Source organism: Mesorhizobium sp. B2-5-4 (assembly GCF_006441095.1).
Taxonomy (GTDB): domain Bacteria; phylum Pseudomonadota; class Alphaproteobacteria; order Rhizobiales; family Rhizobiaceae; genus Mesorhizobium; species Mesorhizobium salmacidum.
Genome location: NZ_VFUR01000024.1, coordinates 54607 through 79042 on the forward strand (window position 1 = coordinate 54607; position 24436 = coordinate 79042).

At 62.3% G+C, this 24436-nt stretch carries 25 protein-coding genes and 1 pseudogene; 12 read left to right on the top strand and 14 right to left on the bottom strand.

The features are described from left to right. The first annotated feature begins 174 nt into the window (after positions 1 to 174). Together FJ492_RS24575 and FJ492_RS24580 are read left to right on the top strand one after the other, a co-directional pair. Complete coding sequence (locus FJ492_RS24575) at positions 175 to 591, top strand: DoxX family protein (protein WP_140507418.1); 417 nt, start codon at positions 175 to 177, stop codon at positions 589 to 591. A 122-nt stretch (positions 592 to 713) separates the two neighbouring features. Further along, complete coding sequence (locus FJ492_RS24580; RefSeq protein WP_140772676.1) at positions 714 to 1136, top strand: DoxX family protein; 423 nt, start codon at positions 714 to 716, stop codon at positions 1134 to 1136. Here the strand turns inward: FJ492_RS24580 and ppx are convergent, their stop codons facing one another. Next, positions 1137 to 2672: an exopolyphosphatase gene (gene ppx, locus FJ492_RS24585; protein ID WP_140772678.1), complete on the bottom strand. Its 1536-nt coding sequence runs from the start codon at positions 2670 to 2672 to the stop codon at positions 1137 to 1139. It abuts the gene before it with no gap. Next, on the bottom strand, positions 2672 to 4864 hold the full coding sequence (locus tag FJ492_RS24590; protein ID WP_140772680.1) for an RNA degradosome polyphosphate kinase: 2193 nt from the start codon (positions 4862 to 4864) through the stop codon (positions 2672 to 2674). The genes ppx and FJ492_RS24590 overlap by 1 nt, the downstream gene beginning before the upstream one ends. 168 nt (positions 4865 to 5032) lie before the next feature. Here FJ492_RS24590 and FJ492_RS24595 point away from each other — a divergent pair, with 168 nt between their 5' ends. From FJ492_RS24595 to FJ492_RS29330, 4 genes and pseudogenes are all read left to right on the top strand, one after another. Then, a complete protein-coding gene (locus tag FJ492_RS24595; RefSeq protein ID WP_015318409.1) occupies positions 5033 to 5278 on the top strand; it encodes a zinc-finger domain-containing protein in 246 nt (81 codons plus the stop codon). Positions 5279 to 5288: 10 nt separating this feature from the next. Further along, positions 5289 to 6548 (top strand): FAD-dependent monooxygenase, encoded by a 1260-nt coding sequence (locus FJ492_RS24600; RefSeq protein WP_140772682.1) that lies wholly within the window; start codon positions 5289 to 5291, stop codon positions 6546 to 6548. Between the two features lie 3 nt (positions 6549 to 6551). Beyond that, a pseudogene (locus FJ492_RS24605) lies at positions 6552 to 6824 on the top strand (BrnT family toxin); the annotation flags it as partial. A gap of 99 nt (positions 6825 to 6923) precedes the next feature. After that, on the top strand, positions 6924 to 7118 hold the full coding sequence (locus tag FJ492_RS29330) for a BrnA antitoxin family protein (RefSeq protein ID WP_210243280.1): 195 nt from the start codon (positions 6924 to 6926) through the stop codon (positions 7116 to 7118). 17 nt (positions 7119 to 7135) lie between these two features. On the opposite strand, the gene FJ492_RS24615 is transcribed toward FJ492_RS29330, so the two are convergent. From FJ492_RS24615 to FJ492_RS24645, 7 genes are all read right to left on the bottom strand, one after another. Continuing rightward, a complete protein-coding gene (locus FJ492_RS24615; RefSeq protein WP_140772686.1) occupies positions 7136 to 7801 on the bottom strand; it encodes a TIGR02117 family protein in 666 nt (221 codons plus the stop codon). 118 nt (positions 7802 to 7919) lie between these two features. Further along, positions 7920 to 8723, bottom strand: a complete 804-nt coding sequence (locus FJ492_RS24620; RefSeq protein ID WP_013532420.1) for an amino acid ABC transporter ATP-binding protein — start codon at positions 8721 to 8723, stop codon at positions 7920 to 7922. 25 nt (positions 8724 to 8748) lie between these two features. Further along, positions 8749 to 9906: an amino acid ABC transporter permease gene (locus FJ492_RS24625; RefSeq protein WP_140714112.1), complete on the bottom strand. Its 1158-nt coding sequence runs from the start codon at positions 9904 to 9906 to the stop codon at positions 8749 to 8751. Between the two features lie 4 nt (positions 9907 to 9910). Further along, complete coding sequence (locus tag FJ492_RS24630) at positions 9911 to 11098, bottom strand: amino acid ABC transporter permease (protein ID WP_140507432.1); 1188 nt, start codon at positions 11096 to 11098, stop codon at positions 9911 to 9913. Positions 11099 to 11160: 62 nt separating this feature from the next. Then, on the bottom strand, positions 11161 to 12189 hold the full coding sequence (locus FJ492_RS24635) for an amino acid ABC transporter substrate-binding protein (protein WP_027144474.1): 1029 nt from the start codon (positions 12187 to 12189) through the stop codon (positions 11161 to 11163). Between the two features lie 436 nt (positions 12190 to 12625). Then, positions 12626 to 13486: a DUF2182 domain-containing protein gene (locus FJ492_RS24640; RefSeq protein WP_140772688.1), complete on the bottom strand. Its 861-nt coding sequence runs from the start codon at positions 13484 to 13486 to the stop codon at positions 12626 to 12628. Positions 13487 to 13495: 9 nt separating this feature from the next. Continuing rightward, positions 13496 to 14131 (bottom strand): DUF1326 domain-containing protein, encoded by a 636-nt coding sequence (locus tag FJ492_RS24645; RefSeq protein ID WP_140507436.1) that lies wholly within the window; start codon positions 14129 to 14131, stop codon positions 13496 to 13498. A 348-nt stretch (positions 14132 to 14479) separates the two neighbouring features. On the opposite strand from FJ492_RS24645, the gene FJ492_RS24650 reads away from it, so the two are divergent. From FJ492_RS24650 to FJ492_RS24670, 5 genes are all read left to right on the top strand, one after another. Then, entirely contained in the window at positions 14480 to 15667 is a 1188-nt protein-coding gene (locus FJ492_RS24650; RefSeq protein ID WP_140507438.1) for a cystathionine beta-lyase, read from the top strand. A 207-nt stretch (positions 15668 to 15874) separates the two neighbouring features. After that, on the top strand, positions 15875 to 16954 hold the full coding sequence (locus FJ492_RS24655; RefSeq protein WP_140772690.1) for an HPP family protein: 1080 nt from the start codon (positions 15875 to 15877) through the stop codon (positions 16952 to 16954). A gap of 126 nt (positions 16955 to 17080) precedes the next feature. Further along, positions 17081 to 17767, top strand: coding sequence for an RNA polymerase sigma factor (locus tag FJ492_RS24660; protein WP_181166746.1), 687 nt, complete (start codon positions 17081 to 17083; stop codon positions 17765 to 17767). Between the two features lie 106 nt (positions 17768 to 17873). Beyond that, positions 17874 to 18398, top strand: a complete 525-nt coding sequence (locus FJ492_RS24665; protein ID WP_027144478.1) for a DUF4142 domain-containing protein — start codon at positions 17874 to 17876, stop codon at positions 18396 to 18398. After that, complete coding sequence (locus tag FJ492_RS24670) at positions 18395 to 18718, top strand: cupredoxin family copper-binding protein (protein WP_181166747.1); 324 nt, start codon at positions 18395 to 18397, stop codon at positions 18716 to 18718. Before FJ492_RS24665 ends, FJ492_RS24670 begins: the two co-directional genes overlap by 4 nt. 21 nt (positions 18719 to 18739) lie before the next feature. Here FJ492_RS24670 and FJ492_RS24675 read toward each other — a convergent pair whose 3' ends face one another. The 5 genes from FJ492_RS24675 to FJ492_RS24695 form a co-directional block, all read right to left on the bottom strand. Then, entirely contained in the window at positions 18740 to 19966 is a 1227-nt protein-coding gene (locus tag FJ492_RS24675; RefSeq protein ID WP_027144480.1) for an anion transporter, read from the bottom strand. Positions 19967 to 20117: 151 nt separating this feature from the next. Next, on the bottom strand, positions 20118 to 21080 hold the full coding sequence (locus FJ492_RS24680) for a glycosyltransferase family 4 protein (protein ID WP_140507444.1): 963 nt from the start codon (positions 21078 to 21080) through the stop codon (positions 20118 to 20120). Between the two features lie 211 nt (positions 21081 to 21291). Beyond that, on the bottom strand, positions 21292 to 22080 hold the full coding sequence (locus FJ492_RS24685; RefSeq protein ID WP_140772694.1) for a GGDEF domain-containing protein: 789 nt from the start codon (positions 22078 to 22080) through the stop codon (positions 21292 to 21294). A gap of 199 nt (positions 22081 to 22279) precedes the next feature. Further along, positions 22280 to 22501 (bottom strand): hypothetical protein, encoded by a 222-nt coding sequence (locus FJ492_RS24690; RefSeq protein ID WP_140507507.1) that lies wholly within the window; start codon positions 22499 to 22501, stop codon positions 22280 to 22282. A gap of 594 nt (positions 22502 to 23095) precedes the next feature. After that, the gene (locus FJ492_RS24695) at positions 23096 to 23968 is read right to left on the bottom strand and encodes a ferritin-like domain-containing protein (protein ID WP_140772695.1); all 873 of its coding nucleotides are present in this window, start codon (positions 23966 to 23968) and stop codon (positions 23096 to 23098) included. An 80-nt stretch (positions 23969 to 24048) separates the two neighbouring features. Between FJ492_RS24695 and FJ492_RS24700 the strand changes: the two genes are divergently transcribed. Continuing rightward, entirely contained in the window at positions 24049 to 24384 is a 336-nt protein-coding gene (locus FJ492_RS24700) for a hypothetical protein (RefSeq protein ID WP_140772697.1), read from the top strand. Positions 24385 to 24436 lie beyond the last annotated feature (52 nt).

Here is a 24436-nt window from a genome sequence, read left to right on the forward strand (position 1 = left end):
TTTTTCGGCGGGAGAATTTACTCCCGCCACCACATCGTCCGACACGAATTTCGCGCCTCCTGCCCGATCACGGAAATGTATGTCCCGTGAACAATGTGTCGCCGCATAGCTGTCTTTGGTGAACAGTCGGCATCGTCTATCTGAGTGGCCATTCAAACCAATCGGAGAGCCACCATGTCCATCAACACTTCCGCCGCCGGCACCGCGTCCAACAGTTCTGTCACCATCCTGCTCGGCCGTATCCTGCTCGCAGTCATTTTCCTGCTTTCCGGATTCGGCAAACTATCCGCCATTTCCGGCACGGCCGCCTATTTCGGTGGCCTCGGCCTGCCGGCACCGACGGCGACAGCCGTCATCGTCGGCCTGATCGAGCTGCTTGGCGGCCTTGCCGTCCTCGTCGGTTTCCAGACCAGGATCGCCGCCTGGGTGCTGGCGATCTTCACAATCGCAACCGGTCTGGTCGCCCACACCGGCTGGGCCGACCAGATGCAGATGATCCAGTTTCTCAAGAACGTCGCCATCACCGGCGGCTTCCTGCTGCTGGCCTCCTCGGGTGCAGGCGCGTATTCGATCGACGCCAGGCGCGGCTAAGGCTTCCCCTACCAAGGGCCCGAAACAAGCGGCGCGGAATTTTCCGCGCCGCTTTTTCGTTGTGTGATCATAGGCGTAGACTGCGATGGTCGCCGGTGACCGTGCCGGCAAGGGAGGGTGCCATGGGTCGCAATGCATTGCTTATGGTTTCGCGGCTGCTGTTTGCCGTGCTGTTCGTGCCGTCCGGCTTCCAGGCGCTCGCCAACATTGCTGGGACCACCAGCTATTTCTCCGGCCTTGGCCTGCCGCTGCCCGCGCTCGCCGCCTGGGCCACCGGCCTGTTCGAACTGATCGCGGGGCTGCTGATCCTCGTTGGCTTCCAGACACGGATCGTGGCGCTGCTGCTGGCCGCCTTCTGCATCGTGGCGGGCTTCATCGGCCATTACGGCCAAGGCGCCGGCGATGCGACGCTCGCCTTCATGCATCAGCAGATGCTGATGAAGGACATCGCCATCGCGGGCGGCTTCCTGGCCCTTGCCATGGCCGGCGCTGGCGCATGGTCGGCCGACGGGCGGGGCTTCGGCATCGGCGCCGACGCGACTTGACTATTTGACCGACACGCTCTGCCCGCCCTCGATCGCCAGTTCCAAGCGGCGGTTGGTGATGCGCGCCAGCTGCGCCAGCCGGCCGGCCGGGCGCTCGCCGTAGAGGTCGGAAAGCGAAGCCGGCAGCACCAGCGCCAGCGCGCCGTTAGGGCGACTTTCCCATTTCAGCCTCGGCATGATGCCAGGCATCGCGGCCGTCAGCAGGTAGACGACGCGCATCATCGCCGCCAGCACGCGGGCGCGCTCCAACAGGCGCGACGGCGCCAGCGCCTTGATTTCGGGCGCCACCAATTCATTGAAGACGCCGTCATGACGGTAGGCGTTGGTCAGCGCCAGATAGGCGCGGCCGGGATGATCGACACCGATGAAGGACGCATGCGCGATGATGTTGAGCGACTGCTTGCCGCGATATTCCGGATGAGCGCGCCAGCCGATATCGGCGAGCAGGCAGGCGGCGTGGCGATAGCGCGCTTCGTCTTCCGTCTCGTCGATGCCGAACGCCTTGAAGGCCTTGCCTGTCCATTCGACCAGATCATGCGCGTGATGGACCGAACGCGAGCGCAAAAGCGCAAGCTCCTCGGCGGCCGAGATCAGCGGATCGGCCTTCTGCTCGGCCGCGTCGAGCAGCGAATAGAGAAAACCTTCGCGCACGCCTTGCGCCGAAACGACAATCCTGGACGGCTGCATCGCCGTCATGATTTCCTGCAGCACGAGAGCGCCGTATGGCAGCAGCGAGCGGCGGTTCTTGGACACGCCCTCGATACCCCTCACCTTTTCGACCTCGCCGCTAGCTACCTGCTTGAGGAAGGTTTGAGCACTTTCGGCCGATATCTCGTAGTGGTGCATGACGCCGAGCGGATAGTTGTTCATCTCCATGTGCAGCCTGGCAAGATTTCGCCAGGTGCCGCCGACAGCGTAAAAAGTCCTGCCCTGCCCACCCTTCAAGAGCTTGGCCCGGGCCAATTCCTGGCGCGCGATCTTCTGCGCCTGGACGAGCGAGTTCTTCGCCATGTCCTGCAGGCGCAGGCCGCCAAGCGGCAGCGTGATGCCGTCGCCGATCGCCTCGCCGTCGATGTCGATAAGCTCCAGGCTGCCGCCGCCAAGGTCGCCGGCAATGCCGTTGGCCGGATGGAAACCGGAGATGACGCCAAGCGCGGAGTAATGCGCTTCCTGGCGGCCGGAGAGCACGCGGATTTCGGTCTTGAGCACATCCTCGGCCCGATGGATGAAATCGGGACCGTTGATCGCCTCGCGGGCGGCGGCGGTCGCCAGCACGTACATGTGTTCGGCACCCGCCTGGTCGGAGAGCGCGCGGAAACGGCGAAACTCCTCCATCGAGCGCGCCACCCCCTCGGGGTCGAGCTTCCCCGTCGACACGATGCCGCGGCCGAGGCCCGCCAGCATCTTTTCGTTGAACAGCGTGGTCGGCGAACGCGCCAGCCCCTCATAGACGACAAGACGGACCGAATTGGACCCGATGTCGATGATGGACAGCGGTCGGCGGTCCTGTAGCCGGCCCTGGGAATTGGACAGCATCAGCTGGCGGCGTTCTTCTTGCGGCGCTTGAACTGCGCGATACGCTTGGGCGCATGCGATTTCAGCGCGTCACCCCGTCCCGACAGGCTCGGATTGGTCATGAAATATTCCTGCGCGTTGAACGGTTCCTCGCCCTCCTCCAGCACCACGCGCCGGGAGGTTCCATCAGCCAATACGTCGAAACTTTGCTGATTGTCCATGATGTTGCCGAGCATGATCTGGCCCAGAATCTGTTCATGCACAGTTGGATTGGTGATCGGCACCATGGTCTCGACGCGGCGGTCGAGATTGCGCGGCATCAGGTCCGCCGAGGAGATGTAGACAATTGCCTCGTCCGAGGGAAGGCCATGGCCGTTGCCGAAGCAATAGATGCGGCTGTGCTCGAGGAACCGGCCGACGATCGACTTGACCCTGATGTTCTCCGACAGGCCCGGCACCTGCGGCCGCAGACAGCATATGCCGCGCACGACAAGGTCGATTTCCACACCGACGCGGCTGGCGTCGTAGAGCGCATCGATGATGATGGGATCGACGAGCGCGTTCATCTTCATCCAGATGCGCGCCGGCCGTCCCTCCAACGCATGGGTGACCTCGTCTGAAATGTGCTTGAGGATGCGGCTTCTCAGCGTGAACGGCGAGATCGCCAGCCGCATTTCGGCGGTCGGCTCGGCATAGCCGGTGATGAAATTGAACAGCTGGGCGACGTCGCGGGCGATCGTCGGATCGGTGGTGAAGAAGGAAAGGTCGGTGTAGATGCGCGCGGTCACCGGATGGTAGTTGCCGGTGCCGAGATGGACGTAGTTGCGCAGCTTGCCGTCCTCGCGCCGCACCACCAGCGACATCTTGGCGTGGGTCTTGAGTTCGAGGAAACCGAACACGACCTGCACGCCGGCGCGTTCGAGATCGCGCGCCCAGCGGATGTTGGCCTCCTCGTCGAAACGGGCCTTGAGCTCGACCAGCGCCGTCACCGACTTGCCGGCCTCGGCCGCGTCGACAAGCGCACGCACGATCGGGCTGTCATTGGAGGTGCGATAGAGCGTCTGCTTGATTGCCACCACTTCGGGGTCAGCCATTGCCTGGCGCAGGAACTGCACCACCACGTCGAACGACTCGTAGGGGTGATGGACGACGATGTCCTTCTCGCGGATGGCGGCAAAACAGTCGCCGCCATGCTCGCGGATGCGCTCGGGAAAGCGCGGATTGTAGGGCGTGAATTTCAGGTCGTCGCGGGGAACGGAGACGATCTCGGATATCTGGCTGAGCGCCAGCGGGCCCGTGAGTACGCTGATGCGGCTCGACGAGACGCCAAGCTCGCCGGCGACGAAATCGCGCAATTCTCCCGGCATCAACATGTCGAATTCGATGCGGATGACCGAACCGCGGCGGCGACGCTTCAGCGCGGTTTCGAACAACCGCACCAGGTCTTCCGATTCTTCCTCGACCTCGATGTCGCTGTCGCGGATGATGCGGAACGTGCCGGAGCCCTTGACCTCGTAGCCTGGGAACAGCTTTCCGATGTAAAGGCCGACCGCCTCCTCCAGCGGAATGAAGCGGACATGGTTCTTGCGGTCCGGCAGGCGGATAAAGCGCTTCAACGCCACCGGCAGGCGCAGCAGCGCGCTCATCTCCTCGCCATTCTTGCGGTGGCGAAGCTGCAGCGCCATCGAGAAGCCCAGATTGGGAATGAACGGGAACGGATGCGCCGGGTCGATCGACAGCGGCGTAAGCACCGGAAACACCTGTTCCTGGAAATGCTCTTCCAGCCAAGCCTTCTCGTCCTTGGTCAGCGCATCACGGGTGATGCTCTCGATGCCTTCCTTGTTGAGCAGCACCGTGAGTGCCGAAAGGCTCTTCTGCTGGTCCTCCTGCAGCCGCTCGACCTCACGCAGCAACTGTTCGAGCTGCTGTTCTGGGGTGCGTCCGTCCGGGCTCTTCAGCACGATGCCCTCGCGCACCTGGCCGGCAAGGCCGGCGACACGCACCATGAAGAATTCGTCAAGATTGGCGGCCGAGATCGACAGGAAGCGGACGCGCTCCAGCAGCGGGTGATGGGTGTTCAGCGATTCTTCGAGAACGCGGCGATTGAACTGCAACCAGGAGAACTCGCGGTTGACGAAACGGTCCGGATTGCCTTCCGGGCTGGCTGCCGTGATGTTGTTGAATTCGCTCTGTACCGGCTTCAGTTCGTTCATGATTCCTGCTCTTCCGCCCGCCTCGGCCGGTTAACCGGCTTAACTTATCCTGTGGCAGGCTTTTGCGACAGTTCTCTGACAGGCTTTTGCGACAGTTTGATTTCATCGACCTTGCAAAGAGGTTTGATATGATCCAGATGCAGAAGAGACTGCGTTAAGGAGACGACGATGGCAGGCGGTTCCATTCCCCATTTCCAGAACGATGCGGGCCATCCGGCAATCGACATCGGGGTCAAGGAATTCATGTGCACGGGCGCCAACCCGCCTTTCGATCATCCGCACGTGTTTTTGGACATGGGCGACGACAATGAGAAAGTCTGCCCCTACTGCTCGACCCTCTACCGCTATTCGCCGAAGCTGAAGGCGACGGAAACGCTGCCGGCGGGCTGCCTCTATATCGACCAGGCCGCCTGACCTCCCGATCATGAGCGAGACGCGGTCCCGGCAGGTCGTGATTGCCGGGGCTGGCATCGCCGGGCTGACGGCGGCGATCGCTTTCGCCGAACGCGGCTACCCCGTGAGGGTGTTCGAACAGGCCAAGCGCCTCGAAGCGGCGGGCGCCGGCATCCAGCTCTCGCCAAACGCGACGCGCATTCTGCGCCGGCTTGGCGTCCTCGACACGCTTCTCGCCAATGCCGTCAAGCCGGAAGCCGTGGTGCTGAAGGACGCCGCGAGCCTGCGCCAACTGGCACGCGTGCCGCTTGGCGGCGCCGGCGAGGAACGCTGGGGGGCGCCCTATCTCGTGGCGCACCGGGCGGATCTGCAAGACGCCCTGATGGCGCGCGTTGTGCAAATGCCCGGCATCCAGCTCACCACCGGCGCGCGCGTCGGCAACATCGCCGCCGGCACGCACGGCGTCACCGTGACTGCCGAGGTGGACGGCAAGCCCGTCCAGGCAGCGGGTTTCCTGTTGGTTGGCGCCGACGGCGTCTGGTCGTCGGTGCGGAGACTTGCCGGCCCAGGCGGCGGAGCCGGCCTCGCGAACAGCCAATTCTCCGGCGAACTGGCCTGGCGCGCGACGGTGAGCGCGGATAGTGAAGCCGGGCGAGCCTATGCCGCGATCGGCGCCCCCGACTGCGTCACCACCTTCCTGCACCCCGGCTTCCATTTGGTGGCCTATCCCGTGAGCAAGGGTGACGCGTTCAATCTTGTCGCTTTCACCAAAGGCGAGCGCATTGACGAGGGCTGGTCCGGACACACCGATCCCGGCATCCTCGCCAGCGCCATGCGTGGCACGGCCGCGGGCCTTGCGAGACTGGTGGAATTGGCTGGCCCATGGCTGACCTGGCCACTCCATACAGTCGAACGGAAGCAGCCCTGGACGATGCCAGCCGGCATCGCGCTGATCGGCGACGCCGCACATGCGATGACCCCGTTCGCGGCGCAAGGTGCCGCCATGGCGATCGAGGACGCCGCAATGCTTGCTGATTTCCTTGCCGACTTCCCCGGCGACCTGACGCAAAGCCTCACCATGTGGGAGAAGCTGAGACGACCGCGCATCGAAAAGGTGCTGAAACGCGGCGCGCTCAACCGCCTCGCCTGGCACGCCCGGGGACCGGTGGCATTGGCGCGCAATCTGCTCCTGGCGACGCGGCCGGGAGAGAAGCTCGCGGCGGATTTGGACTGGCTATACGGGTGGGAACAGCAGAACATCATGAAGCGGCCCGACGATCCGCCGCCTTGACGTAAGGCTAGGTCGAATCTGCGCAAACATGGTTTGAGTTTCGAGACGGCCATTCGCGTTTTCACCGATCCCTTTGCGCTGACCGAGCAGGACAGAGTCGAGGACGGCGAGTACCGATGGCAAACAACGGGCGTAGTCGAGGGTTTCCTTGTGCTGTTGGTCGCCCATGCCGATCGAGCAGAAGACGGGATGGACGTGATCCGCATCATTTCCGCGCCGAGGGCCACAACAACGGAAAAAAGACGTTATGCGCAAAATCGTTCGACACAAGTTTGACCCGACAAATCCGCATCCCCTGACGAAACTCAGAAGGCGGAAATCGCATCGCTGAGCGCGCTACCCGAAGGCAATGTCGATACAAGCGATATTCCCGAATTGACCGAAGATTTCTGGCAGAACGCTGTTCGAAATCCCTATTTCAAGCCAATCAAGCAGCAGCTAACGCTTCGTCTCGATTCCGATCTTGTCGCTTGGTTCAAAACACGCTCGCCGGACGGTCGCGGCTATCAGAGCGCGATCAATAAAGCACTGCGCGAATATGTTGCGAAACAGGATCGCAAGGCCGGCTGATCGAGTCGAACGATCTCTCAATTATACAGCCGCATCGACAACCCAAGCGATGCCGGCAGCGGGTTCCACCAGCCGGTGCGCAGGCCGGCGGTGCGCAGTGCCGCCGCCGTCCAGGTATTGCAGCCGATCAGCGCGTTGAAACGGCCATTGGCCTCATAAAAGCGGTCGAAATTGGAGTAGGCGGCATTATCGATGACGATCGGGCCACTCGGTCCCTGCTGAGAACTCGCTTCGATGAAGTCGAGCAATGCGGCGAAACGGTCCTTGTCCACATCGAAGCCGGCGACATCGGGGTGCGCCTCGGTGATATCGCCAGCGACGTCGACATGCATCACCGACGCGTCGAGCGTCAGCGCCTTGAATATGGGCAGCGCCTTCACTTGTGACCATGTCGGCGTTTCCAGGTAAAAGGCCCGCCCACCCCAGCCGAAGACGATATAGCGCACTTCAGGTGCGCCCGAAGGCAGGCCGGCATCGGTCAGGAAACGGAAGCGCCGGCGCATCTCGTCGTCCACCGGAATGGCGAGGTCGGTGTGGATCAGGTTCTTCAGCACCAATATGCGCCGCGTGCCCTCACCCGCGGCGGCCGCCGGCCAGAGCGGCCGCGGCATCAGCGTACCGAGCGCCACGGCGAGCACCACTGCTGCAACGAGCAGGGCCAGGAAACGCAGGAGTTTTCTCATCGGTGCGGCTTCGCGATTCCGTTCGCGGCTCAATGGAGAAGATCATTACCTGACGAGCCAGACGCAAAAAAGCCCGGCAATGGCGCGGCCGGGCTTTTTCGAATCGGCGTCAGTCCGCTCAGTGCAGGATCTGCGACAGGAACAGTTTCGTGCGTTCGTGGCGCGGATGGTCGAAGAACTCGGCCGGCGTGTTCTGCTCGACGATCTGGCCCTGATCCATGAAGATCACCCGGTTGGCGACTTTCCGCGCAAAGCCCATTTCGTGGGTGACGCAGAGCATGGTCATGCCTTCCTCGGCGAGGCCAACCATGGTCTCCAGCACTTCCTTGATCATTTCGGGGTCGAGTGCCGAGGTCGGCTCGTCGAACAGCATGATGCGCGGGTTCATGCACAGCGAGCGGGCGATCGCCACGCGCTGCTGCTGGCCGCCGGAAAGCTGGCCCGGATATTTGTTGGCCTGCTCGGGAATCTTGACGCGCTTGAGGAAATGCATGGCGATTTCCTCGGCCTGCTTCTTCGGCGTCTTGCGCACCCAGATCGGCGCCAGCGTGCAGTTCTCCAGGATGGTCAGATGGGGGAACAGGTTGAAGTGCTGGAACACCATGCCGACCTCGCGGCGCACCTCGTCGATCTTCTTCAGATCGTTGGTGAGTTCCTTGCCGTCGACGATGATCTTGCCCTTCTGGTGCTCCTCCAGCCGGTTGATGCAGCGGATCATGGTCGATTTGCCAGACCCGGACGGTCCGCAGATGACGATGCGCTCGCCGCGCATCACCTTCAGATTGATGTCCTTCAGCACATGGAACTCGCCATACCATTTGTGCATGGCGATGATGTCGATGGCGACATCGGTGGTGGAAATCTGCATCTTGGCGGCGTTGACCTTGATCTCTTCCGCGCTGACGGCGTTTTCGGTGGCCATGGCTGGGGTCCCCTTGTTCTTTTGTTTAGCGTTTGTAGCCGGTGTCGAGCCGGCGTTCTGTGTACATTGAATAGCGCGACATGCCGAAGCAGAACAGCCAAAAGACGAAGGCCGCGAAGACCAGGCCGGATTTCGCGGTCTGCGCCGTTGCCCAATTGGCATCCGAGAAGTTCTGCTTGACGATGCCGAGCAGGTCGAACATCGAGATGATGAGGACCAGGCTGGTGTCCTTGAACATGCCGATGAAGGTATTGACGATGCCGGGGATGACCAGCTTCAGTGCCTGCGGCAACACGATCAACCCCATCTTCTGCCAGTAGCCGAGGCCGAGCGAATCGGCGCCTTCATACTGGCCCTTGGGGATCGCCTGCAGGCCGCCGCGCACCACTTCGGCCATATAGGCCGCCGCAAACAGCGACACACCGATCAGCGCCCTCAGATACTTGTCGAAAGTGACGCCGGCCGGCAGGAACAGCGGCAGCATGACACTGACGAAAAACAGAACGGTGATCAACGGTATTCCGCGCACGGCTTCGATGAAGATAACGCACAGCATCTTGACGATCGGCATCTTCGAGCGCCGCCCGAGCGCCAGCACGGTCCCCAGCGGCAACGACACGGCGATGCCGACGAAGGACAGGCTCAGCGTGATCAGCAGCCCGCCCCAGCGCGAGGTTTCGACATGCGGCAGGCCGAATATGCCGCCGACCAGAAGGAAGAAGGAAACGATCGGCAGCACCAGGAAGAGCAGGATGGCGTTCAGCCCCTTGCGCGGCACACGCGGCATCAGCATCGGCACCAGCAGTACCACGAACAGGATGGCGACCAGGATCGGCCGCCAGCGCTCCTCGACCGGATAGGTGCCGAACATGAACTGGCCGAACTTGGCGTTGACGAAAGCCCAGCAGGCTCCGCTCCAGCCGTCGGGCTGAATGCCGCCTTGCGCAACGGTCGCGCAGACCGTTCGGTCCGGCCCGGTCCACTGTGCGTTGATGAACGCCCAATTGATGACCTGCGGCAGAATCCAGGCGACGATGACGATGCCGAGGATGGTGAGGATGGTGTCGCCGGCCGAACCGATCAGGTTCCTGCGCACCCAGGCGATGGGGCCGCTGACGCTCGCCGGCGCGGGCTGCGCGAGCGCCATCTCGGTACGCACCCAGGACATGTCATGTTCCTGCATGGCTCTACCTCTCCACCAGCGCCATTCTGGCGTTGACCACGTTCATGACAGCCGAGGTCACAAGGCTGAGTATGAGATAGGCGATCATCATGATCAGCACGCCTTCGACCGCCTGCCCGGTTTGGTTCAGAACCGTGCCGGCTGTCGCCGTCAGGTCGGGATAACCGATGGCGATCGCCAGCGAGGAGTTCTTGGTCAGGTTGAGATACTGGCTGGTCAGCGGTGGGATGACGATGCGCATGGCCTGCGGCACCACGACCAGCCGCAAGATCGACCCGGATCGCAGGCCAAGTGCCGCCGCCGCCTCGGTCTGGCCCTTGCTGACGCCCCTGATGCCGGCGCGCACGATTTCGGCGATGAAGGCCGCCGTGTAGCAGGACAGCGCCAGATAGAGCGACAGGAATTCCGGCTTGACCTGGAAGCCGCCGGTCAGGTTGAAGGTTGACTGTTTCGGCAAATCAAAGCTCAGCGGAAAGCCGCTCAGCACGTAAGCGAGCAGCGGCAGGCCGACGATCAGCGCGGCGGACGTCCAGAACACCGGAAATTGCTGGCCTGTCGCCATCTGCCGCTGACGCGCCTTGCGGGCGACGAACCAGGACATGGCGATGCCCACCACAAGGGCGACCAGGATCAGCCAGGAGCCGTCGCCCCAGACTGGGCGGGGAAAATAGAAGCCGCGCTGGTTGAGGAAGGAGCCGAAAGGCAGATGATAGGAGTCGCGCGGCGGCGGCAGTACGGCGAGCACGCCGGAATACCAGAAGAAGATGACCAGCAGCGGCGGGATGTTGCGGAAAATCTCGACATAGACCGTGCAGATCTTCTGGATCAGCCAGTTCTGCGACAGGCGGCCGATGCCGATGATGAAGCCGATGATGGTGGCGGTGATGATGCCGGCGGCGGCAACGATGATGGTGTTGATCAGGCCGACGATGATGGCGCGGCCATAGGTCGAGTCCGACGTATAGGCGATCGGCGTGTCCGATATGTCGAATCCGGCGCGCCCCTTGAGGAAGCCGAAGCCGGAGGCGATGTGCAGGCGATGCAGGTTGTCGATGACGTTCTGCACGATCCACCAGATGGAGCCGAACAACAAGACGACGACCAGCGTCTGGAAGAAGAGACTGCGTATTCTCGGATCATTGACGAAGGAGCCGCGGCTCGGCTCCTCGCGTAGGATTTCCTGCGATGCCATGTCACGTCCCCTGTGAAAGAGAAACCGGAAGGCAGGTGCCTGCCTTCCGGATCACATTTCGATCAGCGGATCGGCGGCGCGTATTGCAGGCCGCCCTTGGTCCACAGCGCATTGATGCCACGGGCGATCTTGAGCGGGCTGCCCGAGCCGACATTGCGGTCGAACATTTCGCCGTAATTGCCGACGGCCTTGACGATGTTGACGACCCAGTCGTTGGAGACGCCGAGATCGGTGCCAATCTTGGTATCGGCTTCCTGGCCGAGCACACGCTTGATCTCCGGGCTGGCGGAGTTCTTCATCTCGTCAACATTGGCCTTGGTGATGCCGAGTTCCTCGGCATCGAGCAGAGCGAAATAGGTCCACTTGACGATGTGGTACCACTGGTCGTCGCCCTGGCGAACGGCAGGTCCGAGCGGCTCTTTCGAGATGATCTCGGGCAGCACGACGTGATCGGCCGGCGAGCCGAGCGTCAAGCGAATGCCGTAAAGGCCCGACTGGTCGGTGGTGTAGACGTCGCAGCGGCCGGCATCATAGGCGGCGTTGACCTCTTCCAGTTTCTCAAAGACGACCGGATTGTACTCCATCTTGTTCGCCTTGAAATAGTCGGCGAGGTTGAGCTCGGTGGTCGTGCCACTTTGCACACAGACGGCGGCGCCCGAAAGCTGCAGCGCCGAATTGACGCCCGGCAGCTTCTTGGCGTTGATCATGAAGCCCTGGCCGTCATAGTAGGTCGTGCCGATGAAATTCAGGCCGAGCGCGGTGTCACGGTTGATCGTCCAGGTGGTGTTGCGCGACAGGATGTCGACCTCGCCGGACTGCAGCGCGGTGAAGCGCTCCTTGGCGCTGAGCGGCGTGAACTTGACCTTGGTGCCGTCACCGAAGACGGCGGCGGCAACCGCGCGGCAGAAATCGGCGTCGATGCCTTGCCAGTCGCCCTTGTCGTCCGGCGCGGAGAAGCCGGCCAGACCGGTCGAGACGCCGCACTGGATGAAGCCCTTCGCCTTGACGGTGTCGAGCGTGCCTGCCGACGCGGCCGACGCCATCAGTCCGAGCGTGGCGACGCCAAGAATGCCGATAGCAATGTGTTTCATAACCCACAGACCCTTTTCTGTTTTTTCAGGCAAAACCCTGATCTTTTTTCCCTTGTGAACGCAGCTCCCATCCCGGCCCATTCCCGAAACCCCGCATCGCAAACCGACGCGCCGCCTCCCATTCACGAACAGCATCGAAGGCGATAATTCCCGTGAGGTCAAGGAAAATGACCGAATTGCAACGGGTTTGAAAATCGATTGCCTGAAATGCCTGAATTGCAGACAGATGCGCCCGCGATTTAGTCAGAAGCGCAAATTACCTCGGCAAAGCTCATTTGACGCGGATGTGAGCCGGTGCTGTAAAATCCGTTCCGGGCTATACCTTAGCGTTACTGCCCTCAGCACGAAATGCATTGACGTTACGTGATACCCTTCGGCCGACGATACCCCATGATTGCCGGTCAATATCGCTTGTGGACAAAGTTGGTGCGCACTCTCAAAGCGCCGGAAAGATGAGAAAGACGCCGACCGCAACCATCAATGCACCGGAGACCCGCGGGATCAATTGCCCAGTTGGGACCACCTTCTCCAGGAGAACAAGGAAGGCGATGCCGGCGATCCACAAGAGGTTCATGACACCGCCGACAAACAGCAGGGCCATCAGCGCCCAGCAGCAGCCGAGACAATATGCGCCGTGATCCATGCCGAGCCGAAGCGCGCCGGGCGCGGTGGTGCGGAACCCGCCATGGCTCGCCAGGAACGCTATCGGCGCCTGGCATTGGCGCAGGCAGACGCCCTTGATCGGCGTCCATTGATAAAGGCCGGCGGCGATGAGGACGAGGCCACCTACGACCGCACTGCCGGTCGCCATCGCGGGGTTGAGCAAGGCGAAACGGGCGAGCAGCCATTGCGCACCGGTGGCCACGATGCTGAAGACGACCCAGACGATGAGATAACCGGTAAAAAACCATGCCGTCGAAGCGACAGGCCGGCCATCCGCCAGCGCCTTGCGGCCGACGCCGGCATAGAGCAGCAACATCGGCGCGACCGACGGCGTCATCATGCCGACCATCATCACAGCCCACATCGTGAAGATGAAAACGAAATCAGCCGAAGCCCAAGCCCGGAAACCCGGCGCCACGGCGGCACCCATATCCATGCTCCCCATGTCCAGGTTCGACATGTCCATCCCGGCCATGCCGCCTGCCGCACTGTCCGATACGAGAGCACCAGACATGACCATGTCGGTGGAGAGCCAAACAACATAGGCCCAGGCGAGAACGGCAATCACGACGAGCGCGGCCGCCACGACCGCGCGGTCGCGCCGCAGCACTGCCTCGAGAGCCGTCTCGCCCATTACATCAGGTCAATGCACGATGCCGCTCTGCGTGAGATGCAGATTGGCGAAATGGCTGTGCGTGTCGGCCACCTCGAACTTGATCGGGCCCGTTGCCTTGGTCCAGCCGCGCCCGACCTCGGCAATCGCGTATTCGAAGCCGCGCGGCAGGTCGATGCGCGCCCGGTGCTCGGCGCCGGTGACCGGGTTCTTGATCGGTTCACCATGGCCGTCGGTTACGCCGTTGACATGCAGCCGCCCGGTTCGCGCGTCGACGTCGACCTTGAAATCGATCGCGGCGAAGATCGGATCGTGGAATTTCTCCAGCGTGGTCGAGAAGACCTGGAATATCGTCGCGCCCGGTTCGGTGTCCTGACCGCCCAGTATTCGAAGCAGGGCATTACGCTGGGCCTCGCTGGCCCGCTCGTCGATAACCACCGCGGCCTCGCCCCTGCCCTGGTGGATCGCGCCGGGCCAGCTGAAAATGCCGACGAAGCGCAACCCGTCGAGCTTGGTGTCGCCGTGATGGCCGGTCTCGATCTCCATGCCGGCGACGGCCTGGCAGAATCCATATGTCGGCATGGCGTTGAACTGGCACGGGCAGCCATAGGCGCAATTGCAGTTGATGAATTCGCGCGCCTTCATTGTCCATTTGGTGTCAGGCATGGCATTCCTCCCCTTGCCGCACTCTCGATGAGCGCGATATCCGGATCGGGACCAGGAGGTTACCGGCAAGAACCATCCGGCAGCATCTGATCGAAGCATCCGGCGATTAACATTAGCAGTTCAGCATATACTTTTCACGGCTGGCTACAATAGGTTCACCAGCTGACGACCAAGCTTCCGACAAGGCACGGTCGCACGTGTGGCCGGTCCGATTCAGGAGCAGGCCCTGGCTGTCTTCCGGACCCGGGAATTGGCATATTCGAAGTCCATTCCTGGCGGACAGTGGGCTGTTGCACGGCCTACGACGCCGCACTATGGCTAGCGCCTTGTCAAACAAGGCGACCAAGAATGGCGAAAGACGGCAGCGAGCAGGGTTCCGGCAAGGTGGGCATCAACACGCGGCTTGCCCATTCGGGCAACAACCCGCACGACTATTTCGGCTTCGTCAATCCGCCGGTGGTGCATGCCTCGACCGTGCTGTACCCCAATGCTGCCGCGATGGCCGCACGCAGCCAGAAATACACTTACGGCACGCGCGGCACACCGACGACCGATGCCCTTGCACTGGCGATCGATGCGCTGGAAGGGTCCGCCGGCACCATCGTGGTGCCATCGGGCCTGGCGGCGGTGACCATTCCGCTGCTCGCCTTCGTATCGGCGGGCGACCATCTGCTGATCGTCGATTCCGTCTATCACCCCACGAGAAACTTCGCCGACACGATGCTGAAGCGGTTGGGCGTCGAGGTCGAGTATTATGCTCCCAATGTCGGCGCCGGCATCGCGGCGTTGATCAAGCCGAACACCAAAGTGGTGTTCACCGAATCGCCGGCCTCCAATACGTTCGAGGTGCAGGATATCCCGGCAATCGCCAAGGCGGCGCATGCAGCCGGCGCCATCGTGATGATGGACAACACCTGGGCGACGCCGCTCTATTTCCGGCCGCTCGACCATGGCATCGACATCTCGATCCACGCGGCGACGAAATATCCTGCCGGACATTCGGACGTGCTGCTCGGCACGGTCTCGGCCACTGAGGCCTGTTGGACGCAGCTCTACGAGAGCTTTTGCACGCTTGGCTGCTGTGCGGGCCCCGACGATGTCTATCAGGTGCTGCGCGGCCTGCGCACAATGGGCGTGCGCCTCGAGCATCATCAGCGCAGCGCACTCGCCATCGCGTCGTGGCTCGAAGGCCAGAAGGGCGTGGCGCGCGTGCTCCACCCTGCCCTGCCCAGCCATCCGGACCACGCCCTATGGAAACGCGACTTCTGCGGTTCGAGCGGCATCTTTTCCATCGTGCTTGCCGGCGGCGGCCAGAAGGAGCAGCACGCTTTCCTGGACGCGCTGCAGATCTTCGGTCTCGGCTACTCCTGGGGCGGCTATGAGAGCCTCGCTGTGCCGGTCTGGCTTGGCGACCGCGTCGTTGCGAAAGGCCCTTACGAAGGTCCGTTGATCCGCCTGCAGATCGGTCTCGAGGATGTCGACGACTTGAAAGCCGACATCCTGCGCGGACTTACGGCGGCGGCACGCACGGGCTGACGTCAAACAGACTCGGCAAAGGGTCGCAAGCCCTTGGCGCTGATGACAAAGCGGGAGCCGCAGTCAGCACTCCGGCGAAAGCCGGCGCGCAATATTATTCTCCTGCGCCGTGACTTTACGGATTTGTTTGACTTTCAAATCGGCGAATTCGGCTGCATTGCGTGCCGCACGCATCCTCGACAGATCCATTCCTCGCAAAGTTTCTCGATGGCCTTTCGTCTTTTTGTCCCCATCCTCGCCGGCGCGACGCTGCGTGAACGCATCCTGGCGTGTATCGGCGCCACGATCGGCATCGCGCTGACCGGCGTGATCAGCGGGCTGGCGATGGGCGGCGGCCCGCATGTGGCCCTGCTGGTGGCCCCGATGGGCGCATCCGCCGTGCTTCTGTTCGCTGTGCCCGCGAGCCCGTTGGCGCAGCCCTGGTCGATCATCGGCGGCAACTCCATATCGGCGCTGGTCGGCGTGACCGTCGCGCATTTCATCCATGATCCGGTGATGGCCTCGGGCCTCGCGGTGGCATTGGCCATCGCCGCGATGTCGTTCACGCGCTGCCTGCATCCGCCAGGCGGCGCCGCCGCGCTGACGGCGGTGCTCGGTGGGCCGGCCGTCATCAGCGCGGGCTTCCTGTTCCCGTTCGTGCCGGTCGCCTTGAATTCGACCATCCTGGTGGCGCTGGGTTTCCTTTTCCACAAGCTGGCGCGGCGCAACTACCCGCATGTCGTGGCACCGGCCGCCAACAGCCACGGTACCGCCGATCCCCCGGCTCAGCAGCGCGCCGGTTTCCGCCCTGAGGACATCGACGCGGCGCTGACGGCGCTCGACGAGACCTTCGATATCGACCGCGACGACCTCGAACGGCTGCTTCGACAGGTCGAATTGCAGGCCATGGTGCGGTCGCACCGGACGCTGCTGTGCAAGGACATCATGTCGCGCGACGTGGTTTCGGTGCCCGAACAGGCCATCGCCGACGAGGCACGCCGGCAACTGCTTGATCACAATATCCGCACCTTGCCGGTGGTTGATGCCGAAGCAAGGCTGGTTGGCGCCGTCGGCCTACGCGAGCTGACGAAAGCCGTCGACACGGTGAAGAGCGTGATGGCAAAAGCCGGCACCGCCTCGCCCGAGACGCCGGCGATGAGCCTGCTTCCGGCGCTGACCGACGGCCGCAGTCATGCCGTGGTGATCGTCGACGGCGAGCGGCGCATTCTCGGCCTGATCACGCAGACCGACCTGCTGGCGGCCGCCGCACGCGTGCAGACAGCAGACAAAGGATTGGCGGCGGCCTAGAATAGCGAGCCCGGATCCCGCTGATCCGGGAACCTTTTGCCGGCAGGCGCATCCAATGTGCAGTCAAGCGCATGTTTGAAGAGGCGCCTGTTCGAAGAGGCGCCTGTTCGGGGAGATCCGGTCGCGATGAGCAAGCTCGCAACGCCCGCCACGGCACCCATGGTTGCCGAAAGCCTTTCAGGCGACATGCTGCTCGTCCACAAGGCGCAGGCGCGCGAGCCGAATGCTTTTCGCGCCATCATGAAAATACACAACCAGAGGCTCTACCGCATCGCGCGCGGCATTCTGCGCAACGACGCCGAAGCCGAGGATGTCGTCCAGGAGGCCTATGTCCGCGCCTTCGCCAGCCTGGCGGCGTTTCGCGGCGAATCCACGCTCGCCACCTGGCTGTCGCGCATCGTCATCAACGAAGCGCTTGGCCGCCTGCGCAAGAAGCGTCGCACAGTGGATATGCCTGATAATCCGGAGGCGCAAATCATCCGGTTTCCCCTCAATTCCAACGATGATCCGGAGCGCGCGATGGCGCAGCGGCAGATTCTCGCACTTGTCGAACGAGCGACCGACAACTTGCCCGACATTTACCGCATGGTCTTCGTCGCCCGCGTCATCGAGGGCCTGAGCATGGAAGAAACCGCCGATTTGCTTGGCGTCCGGCCGGAGACCGTCAAGACGAGGCTGCACCGTGCCCGTGTCCTGCTACGCAAGGCGCTGGACGATGAAATCGGCCCTGTGCTGCTCGATGCCTTCCCGTTCGCCGGACGGCGCTGCGAGCGACTGACCCGGGCGGTGATGGAACGGCTGGGCTTCGAATGATGCGGTCCTGATTTCCGGGAACGTTTCTCTCCGCCCCGCATCCAATGAGCGTCAACTGAAAGATTTGAGCCCGGCGCCTCTTCGCGGCCGGGCCAAGGAGGATGCCATGTTCACCCGATATACCGTTGCCCTTGCCGCCCTGCTTCTCGTCGGCGCTGCCCCGGTCTCGCAAGCCGCCGACAAGCCGACCGACCCGCAGATCGCCCATATCGCCTATACGGCAGGCGTCCTCGACATCGAGGCGGCCAAGCAGGCGATCAAGACATCGAAGAACAAGGAGGTCGTCGATTTCGCCAAGGACATGGAGCGCGACCACGAAGCGGTGAACAAGCAGGCGCTCGACCTCGTCAAGAAGCTGAAGGTGAAGCCCGAGGACAACGCCACCAGCCAGGCGCTGACGAAGGCTGCGAAAGAGGAACGCGCCAAGCTCGCCAAGCTGAAAGGCGCGGCCTTCGACAAAGCCTATATCGAAAACGAGGTCGCTTATCACAAGCAGGTCGATGGCGCGCTCGAAACCCTGCTCATTCCCTCGGCCAGCAATGCCGAGCTGAAGAGCCTGCTTGAGACCGGCCTCAAGATCTTCCAGGGCCACGAGCAGCATGCCGAACACGTCGCCGGCATGCTGAAATGAAAGCGGGCGCCTTGGATCATCTGGCGTGGCTGGCAATGCTGGCGCTGACCTTTGCGGCGGCGCCGGCGGCGGCCGCAACCATCCAGGTGACGATCGACAGGCTCGTCTATTCGCCGGCAAGCCTCCAGGCCAAAGTCGGCGACACGATCGAATGGGTGAACAAGGACGTGGTCGCCCACACGGCTACCGTGAAGGGTGGCTGGGACGTGATGATCCCGCCGAAATCCAAGGGACAAGTGACCCTCAAGACAGCGGGCGCGGTGGATTATTTCTGCCGCTTCCATCCGAACATGAGGGGCCATCTCGATGTGGCGCCCTGACCGGTCCAGCCGCAGGACCGGTCAGGACATCATAGCCAGCCAGGCAGTGCCGAAAGCGAGCGTGATCAGCGTCAGCGGCAGCCCGACCTTGAAGAAGGCACCGAAAGACAACGGTGTGCCTGCCGACTTGGATTGTTCGGCGACGATCAGGTTGGCGACCGAGCCGAGCAAGGTGAAGTTGCCGGCCAGCGTCGAACTCATGGCCACCACCAGCCAGGCGCGCTCGGGGTTCTCCAGGCCGGGGATAAATGGCCTGAGCGCCAGCACGGCCGGAACATTGCTCATGATGTTGGACAAAACCGCGGTGAAACCCGACAGCCTCCAGACATCGTCGAGCCCGATGTTCTTGGCCGAGGCGATCATGTCTGATGTCAGCAGCGTCTTTTCCGCGCCCGCAACCACCACGAACAGACCCGCGAACATGAACAGCAGCGGTCCGTCGATCTCGCGGTAGATGCGCGATGGCTTGATGGCGCGGGTGAGCAGCAGAATGGCGCCGCCAATGAGCGCCGCCTTGGCTACGGGAACACCGGCGAAGAAGGCGATCGCCAATCCGATGCAGACGACCACCGCCTTGAGCACCTGGCCGCGATGCATGCGGCCGCGCGAGATGTGTGGCGTCAGTTCGCCGTTGCGGGTGAATTCGGCGCGATAGACGATGCGCACAATGACGATGACGGCGACAAGGCCAAACAAGGCCACCGGCGCGAGCGCCGCCGAAAAGGCCGGATAGGAAATGCCAGATAGCGCGCCGATGACCATGTTCTGCGGATTGCCGGTGATGGTGGCGACGCTGCCGCAGTTCGAAGCGGTGGCGGTGGCGATCAGATAGGGGATGGGGTTGCGGTTGATGACGCGGGTGACGTGAACGACGATCGGTGCCATGACCAGGCAGATGGCGTCGTTGACCAGGAAGGCCGACAGCACGCCGGTCAGGAGCGTCACCATCACCAGGAGCATGAACGGCGCATGCGCGTGCTCGATGGCGATTGCGCCGAGACCGCGAAAGGCCCCCGACACCTTCAGATGCGCCACCACGATCATCATGCCGAGCAGAAGCGTGATGGTGTCGAAATTGATGGCGCGATAGGCGTCTTCCATGCTGAGCGCGCCGATGGCGATCATCGCCGCGCCGCCAAGCAGCGCAATGCCTGCCCGGTCAAGCCTTAGGCCAGGTATGCGGCCGATGGCGACTCCGGCATAGGTGAGGACCAGGATCAGCAGTGCCGCGGCGCCCGTCAACGTCATCGGTAAGAAGCCCTGCTTGATCTGTCCGCGCACCGATGCCGGCCGCCCGCGATTCACGTGATGCCAGCTTTAGCGCAATGTCGGGATTGATGCCAAACGGCTACGTGGACTATTGGCGGAGAATATCTGAAGGCCGATGGCGCGGGTGCCGCTAGCGTCGGTAGAAATCCAGCCGCTGTTGCAACGCCTGGGGTGAAAACAGCTGCTCGACTGTTTGCCGCGCCTTGCGGCCGACCGTCGCCCGCAGGCCCGGGTCGGCTTTGAGATCCGCCAGGATCCGCGCCGCCTGTTGCGTCGTTTCAAACAGGAAGCCGTTTTCGCCATGCCTGATGTGGTCGGCGTAGCCGCCATTCGCATGGCAGACCACGGGCAAACCGCAGGCCATCGCCTCGAACACCACACGGCCGAACGTCTCCACATGGGAGCCGGAGCGATAATAGAACACGTCGAGCGTCGGCAGGAACTGTTCTGCGACAAATTCACCCTGCGGCAGGAGTTCGAGTTGCGGATGCGGCGCAAGCCTGTCCTTGAGTGGCATGCCGCCCTGAATCCGCACCGCAATGCCATCGCCAAGCAACGCCTCATAGAGCGCCACATCGTCGGCGTGATGCTTGTCCGCCGTGTCGCGGCTCAGCCGCCCCACGGTGAACGGACCGTTTGGCTTTGCCGGCAGTGGCGAGAAGCGCTCGATCTCGATCGGCGAGGCATGGACGACGCCTTCGACCTCCAGCATGCGCCTCTGAAAGTCGGAGATCAGCACCAGTTCGGCAGCGGGCCAACCCAGCAGGCGCGGCCTGCGTGTCGTCAGAGCGATGATCTTGGGATGAAAGGTGTTGAAGACATAGATCAGCCGGTGCGGCCGCGGGACCAGATAAGGCCACATCTTGTTGCGCCAATGCGCGCCAAGAAAGACATAGGTGCCGCCATCCGGCACATTGCGTGTTGCCGGTGAGACGCGGCGTATCGGAAATTCCCGCATCAGGTCTTCGGATAGGCGCGACGAGGTTGCCCAGAGGCGCACCTGCGAGCCGGCGCTCAACAGCCGATACAACTCCAGGGTTTCGCGCTCACTGCCGCCAAACGGGTTCTGAAAGCCGTTGAATAAATGGATCATGATCGCGGTGCTTACTGGCTTCTATCCCGGCGCGTTTCGCCATTCATTGCCTGCACCCAAGGGTCGTGCTGTACCCGCGAACCGCACGATCGAGGGACTTAAGAAGCAGGACTATTTCCGGCGATACTTCCTACATTGCTTGCCCGGAGGAAGCACACAGACAAGCAAGCGTCAAGGAAGCGGCCGGCGCGAGCTCACTGCGAGGCCGCAGTCAGTGGACGGTAGCAATGCTGGGCAGAGACACCAGGGAGGCTTCCGCCGGATCGAAGCTGACCTGATCGCGCCCGTTCGACTTGGCGGCATAAAGCCGTCTGTCGGCGGCGGAGAATATTGCCTCGTAGGTGGTCGGCCCGCTGAAGCTGGTGCCGCCGATGCTGACCGAAAGCGGGCAGGAGCGGCCGCCTGGGGAAAAGTCCATTTCGCGTATCCGTCGGCGGATGCCTTCGGCAACCAGCCAGGATTGCGAGGGGTCGACACCGGGAAGGAATACGCCGAACTCCTCGCCGCCGATCCGGCCGACGATATCGCCGCCACGCAGCTGGCCCTTGATCGCCTGCGCGATCAGTTTGAGCGCCTTGTCGCCGCAATCATGGCCGAGGCGGTCGTTGATCGACTTGAAGTGGTCGGCATCGATGATCAGCAGCGCGCCGGAACGAGTCTCTTCCTGCTTGCTGGTCTGCTCGAGATAGGCCTCGACCAGCATCGAGAAGGCGCCGCGGTTCAGCACCGCTGTCAGGCTGTCCGTCGCGGCGATGACGCTGAGGTCGCGCTGGGCTATCGCCAGCTGGCGGATCTTCCACATCAGGAAAAACAGAAACGAGCCACCCAGCCCCAAGGGCAGCAGTAGGTCGGTCAGCTTCGCGCGCCAGACAGATTCGGGCGAAAGATAGGGGAAATTGAACGAATCGACGAAAAACGCCACGGCGATAAAGAATGCCGTGCCGGCGCCGGTGACGGCGATCACCCTGCCCCAGCTGGTCGGCGACAGGTCCAGCTTCATCCCTTCCACTCCGTTGGCCGTCCCTACTATGACGTGCCAACGCAAACAAAATGATAAGACTTTCCTTTCAATTCGACATCGGATGACGGGGAGACGAGATCAGATTCCGGGAGCGGGGCACGATCGCCCAATCGCGGCCGTGTCCCGGTCGTGGAAGCAAATTTACTCTCCGCATTTCGGAGCGGGAGCAATTCCGAAGTCAGCGGGTGGACGCCGGCCCAACCGCCTCGGCGACGAAGGATGCCGCGATCAGGTCGTCGGCATCCAGTTGCAAGGAATCGCCGCCAGCTCCCATGATGGCCGCGACCTTGTGAAAGATTTTCATTTCATGGCCGGAAATTTCGGCATCCTGCATTCGGGCCCTGAGGTCGGCGATACGCCGCCCCAAGGCAGGGGACGTTCCAATCTCACGTTTCGACATAACCTGGTTTCTCCTCCCCCAACCCGTGCTTGTTTTGCCCACCCATTCGCTTGCCCGCACATTGCCCTTTATGAGGCTCCACGAATACAAGCCCCCGAACGCGCAGTTTTGGCCAAGGTTCCAACACGGCGAGATCACGAAATATTCCAGAGCCCTAAGGGCCCGAAACTCCTGTTCCAGCTTCCATCACACGGCGTGGCAGCACTGACAGGCAAGGGTGAAGGTCAAGTGGCGGCGTGAGGTCATGCGGCGTAAGCCATTGAAATAATGGTAATCCCGACAGAATTCGAACCGGTGACCATCGGCTTAGAAGGTCGAAAGAACATGAAGCTTTCTCAGCAGTGTTCCAACTTGCGACACTGTGCAGCATGTGGAGCAGAATAAGAAACTTGGAACTATACGACGAAGCTAGAGGCCCTTGGCCTTCGCATAACCGTTCGGTATGGAATTGGCGATCAGGAGAATGACTGTGACGTTATGGCTGCAGTGTTCACATCGTCAGACGGCGGTTGAGCGGCGGCGCGCCATGAGGAAGGCGCGCCCCGAGTGCCGCTCCTGAGCTCGCCTGCGCGATCTGATCCCCTCGTGAACGGCTCAGGTGCTCTTCAGCGTACCGTTCATTCCTTCCGGATAGAAGCCGCCCTTGCTGACGCCGTCCTTGTCGGTGAGATACACAATCCGTAGCACTTCCTGCGGTGTTCTGGTGAACGCGATCGCGTCGGGAGTCGAGGGTACGATGTTGGCTCTGCCATTCACCTGGATGCCCTGGTCCTTGTCTTCCGGCCCGTCGATCTTGTCTCGTGCATCGGAGACAGCGTTGGCGGCCTTCCAGGCCTTCTCTCCCTTCCGGTATAAGGTGGAACGCGCCATTCCCATATGGTAAGCCTCGACCGCCAATATGCCAGCAGCGGCGGCGAGGAATTCCTTGTTCTTCAGAACCGTCGCCGCACCGGCATAGGCGGTGACGCCAACATCCTCGAACAACATGCCGCCGAGAACGAAGCTGGTTTCGTCGCCGAAGGGATCGAAGTCCGGTCCAAGGCCAGCTGCCTCCGCGACAGCCTTGAATCCTGCATCGAAATCGATGGCCGGTCTGTCGACGGCGTTCTTTCCCAGCGTCTTGCGGTAGAACCGAACGTGCGCGAGTTCGTTTTCAGCAACTTCCTGCATGAATTCGCCGATGGCTGGGGTGTCGAACGACACTTTCTTTCCGCCAACGACCTCGCCGGGTTTCGAACCGGCATCGGCGGCGTCAATGCCTTTTCCGGTGGTGCCGCGCAGGTAGTATTCGGCCTCCATGTATTCCAAGTTGAGCGCAAAACGGAAAATGTCTTCGTCCTGCATTTTCTCCTGGGCATAGGCGCGAGAAACTGGCGCCACGCCCGTCGTCGCGGCGAGGCTGGCTCCCAGCCCAAATTGCAATGCCCGCCGACGGGAAAGGTGGAGTGAGGGGATGGCACGTATCATAGCTTTCTCCCAAAAGCCCGCCGGCATCACCTGTTGGCACCCGATCGCGGGCCAACTGCCCCAACTCCGCAATAGGAGGAATGTTCCTGAAGAAGCTCGGACTTTGTAGGCATCGAGGATTGAACAGCCCGTTCGGTGCTATGACCGGCATTCTGAAGCGTGCGTGCGGGTTTCAAAATGGTCCGGCTCGATCCGAGACCAGTGCGCATCGGCCGGCGTGCCTCAAGCGATGGGAGCATGGCGCCCGACCCGGCCCGCCGGCCAGCGATCGAGACCGCATCATGGAAGGCGCGGCGCGCTGCGCCACCCTGACCGACACACGCTGGACGTTCCACAACAGCGGCTACGCGTCCGAGTTGGAACTTTTCACCCACAGCGGCACTAAGCAACTGATGCCCTTCCCGAGAGATGGGTGACAGTTCATTCCGGATAGATGGGTTACACTTTCGGCCCTTTGCAAGGAGAGCA

What these genes read in the sequence shown, in the direction of transcription:
- FJ492_RS24620 (WP_013532420.1), bottom strand. Translation starts at nt 8,723, where the DNA reads ATGGCCACCGAAAACGCCGTCAGCGCGGAAGAGATCAAGGTCAACGCC.
- FJ492_RS24625 (WP_140714112.1), bottom strand. Translation starts at nt 9,906, where the DNA reads ATGCAGGAACATGACATGTCCTGGGTGCGTACCGAGATGGCGCTCGCG.
- FJ492_RS24630 (WP_140507432.1), bottom strand. Translation starts at nt 11,098, where the DNA reads ATGGCATCGCAGGAAATCCTACGCGAGGAGCCGAGCCGCGGCTCCTTC.
- FJ492_RS24615 (WP_140772686.1), bottom strand. Translation starts at nt 7,801, where the DNA reads ATGAGAAAACTCCTGCGTTTCCTGGCCCTGCTCGTTGCAGCAGTGGTG.
- FJ492_RS24670 (WP_181166747.1), top strand. Translation starts at nt 18,395, where the DNA reads ATGAAAGCGGGCGCCTTGGATCATCTGGCGTGGCTGGCAATGCTGGCG.
- FJ492_RS24655 (WP_140772690.1), top strand. Translation starts at nt 15,875, where the DNA reads ATGGCCTTTCGTCTTTTTGTCCCCATCCTCGCCGGCGCGACGCTGCGT.
- FJ492_RS24685 (WP_140772694.1), bottom strand. Translation starts at nt 22,080, where the DNA reads ATGAAGCTGGACCTGTCGCCGACCAGCTGGGGCAGGGTGATCGCCGTC.
- FJ492_RS24695 (WP_140772695.1), bottom strand. Translation starts at nt 23,968, where the DNA reads ATGATACGTGCCATCCCCTCACTCCACCTTTCCCGTCGGCGGGCATTG.
- FJ492_RS24575 (WP_140507418.1), top strand. Translation starts at nt 175, where the DNA reads ATGTCCATCAACACTTCCGCCGCCGGCACCGCGTCCAACAGTTCTGTC.
- FJ492_RS24700 (WP_140772697.1), top strand. Translation starts at nt 24,049, where the DNA reads ATGTTCCTGAAGAAGCTCGGACTTTGTAGGCATCGAGGATTGAACAGC.
- FJ492_RS24650 (WP_140507438.1), top strand. Translation starts at nt 14,480, where the DNA reads ATGGCGAAAGACGGCAGCGAGCAGGGTTCCGGCAAGGTGGGCATCAAC.
- FJ492_RS24590 (WP_140772680.1), bottom strand. Translation starts at nt 4,864, where the DNA reads ATGAACGAACTGAAGCCGGTACAGAGCGAATTCAACAACATCACGGCA.
- FJ492_RS24690 (WP_140507507.1), bottom strand. Translation starts at nt 22,501, where the DNA reads ATGTCGAAACGTGAGATTGGAACGTCCCCTGCCTTGGGGCGGCGTATC.
- FJ492_RS24660 (WP_181166746.1), top strand. Translation starts at nt 17,081, where the DNA reads ATGAGCAAGCTCGCAACGCCCGCCACGGCACCCATGGTTGCCGAAAGC.
- ppx (WP_140772678.1), bottom strand. Translation starts at nt 2,672, where the DNA reads ATGCTGTCCAATTCCCAGGGCCGGCTACAGGACCGCCGACCGCTGTCC.
- FJ492_RS24635 (WP_027144474.1), bottom strand. Translation starts at nt 12,189, where the DNA reads ATGAAACACATTGCTATCGGCATTCTTGGCGTCGCCACGCTCGGACTG.
- FJ492_RS24675 (WP_027144480.1), bottom strand. Translation starts at nt 19,966, where the DNA reads ATGACGTTGACGGGCGCCGCGGCACTGCTGATCCTGGTCCTCACCTAT.
- FJ492_RS24595 (WP_015318409.1), top strand. Translation starts at nt 5,033, where the DNA reads ATGGCAGGCGGTTCCATTCCCCATTTCCAGAACGATGCGGGCCATCCG.
- FJ492_RS24600 (WP_140772682.1), top strand. Translation starts at nt 5,289, where the DNA reads ATGAGCGAGACGCGGTCCCGGCAGGTCGTGATTGCCGGGGCTGGCATC.
- FJ492_RS24645 (WP_140507436.1), bottom strand. Translation starts at nt 14,131, where the DNA reads ATGCCTGACACCAAATGGACAATGAAGGCGCGCGAATTCATCAACTGC.
- FJ492_RS24680 (WP_140507444.1), bottom strand. Translation starts at nt 21,080, where the DNA reads ATGATCCATTTATTCAACGGCTTTCAGAACCCGTTTGGCGGCAGTGAG.
- FJ492_RS24640 (WP_140772688.1), bottom strand. Translation starts at nt 13,486, where the DNA reads ATGGGCGAGACGGCTCTCGAGGCAGTGCTGCGGCGCGACCGCGCGGTC.
- FJ492_RS24580 (WP_140772676.1), top strand. Translation starts at nt 714, where the DNA reads ATGGGTCGCAATGCATTGCTTATGGTTTCGCGGCTGCTGTTTGCCGTG.
- FJ492_RS24665 (WP_027144478.1), top strand. Translation starts at nt 17,874, where the DNA reads ATGTTCACCCGATATACCGTTGCCCTTGCCGCCCTGCTTCTCGTCGGC.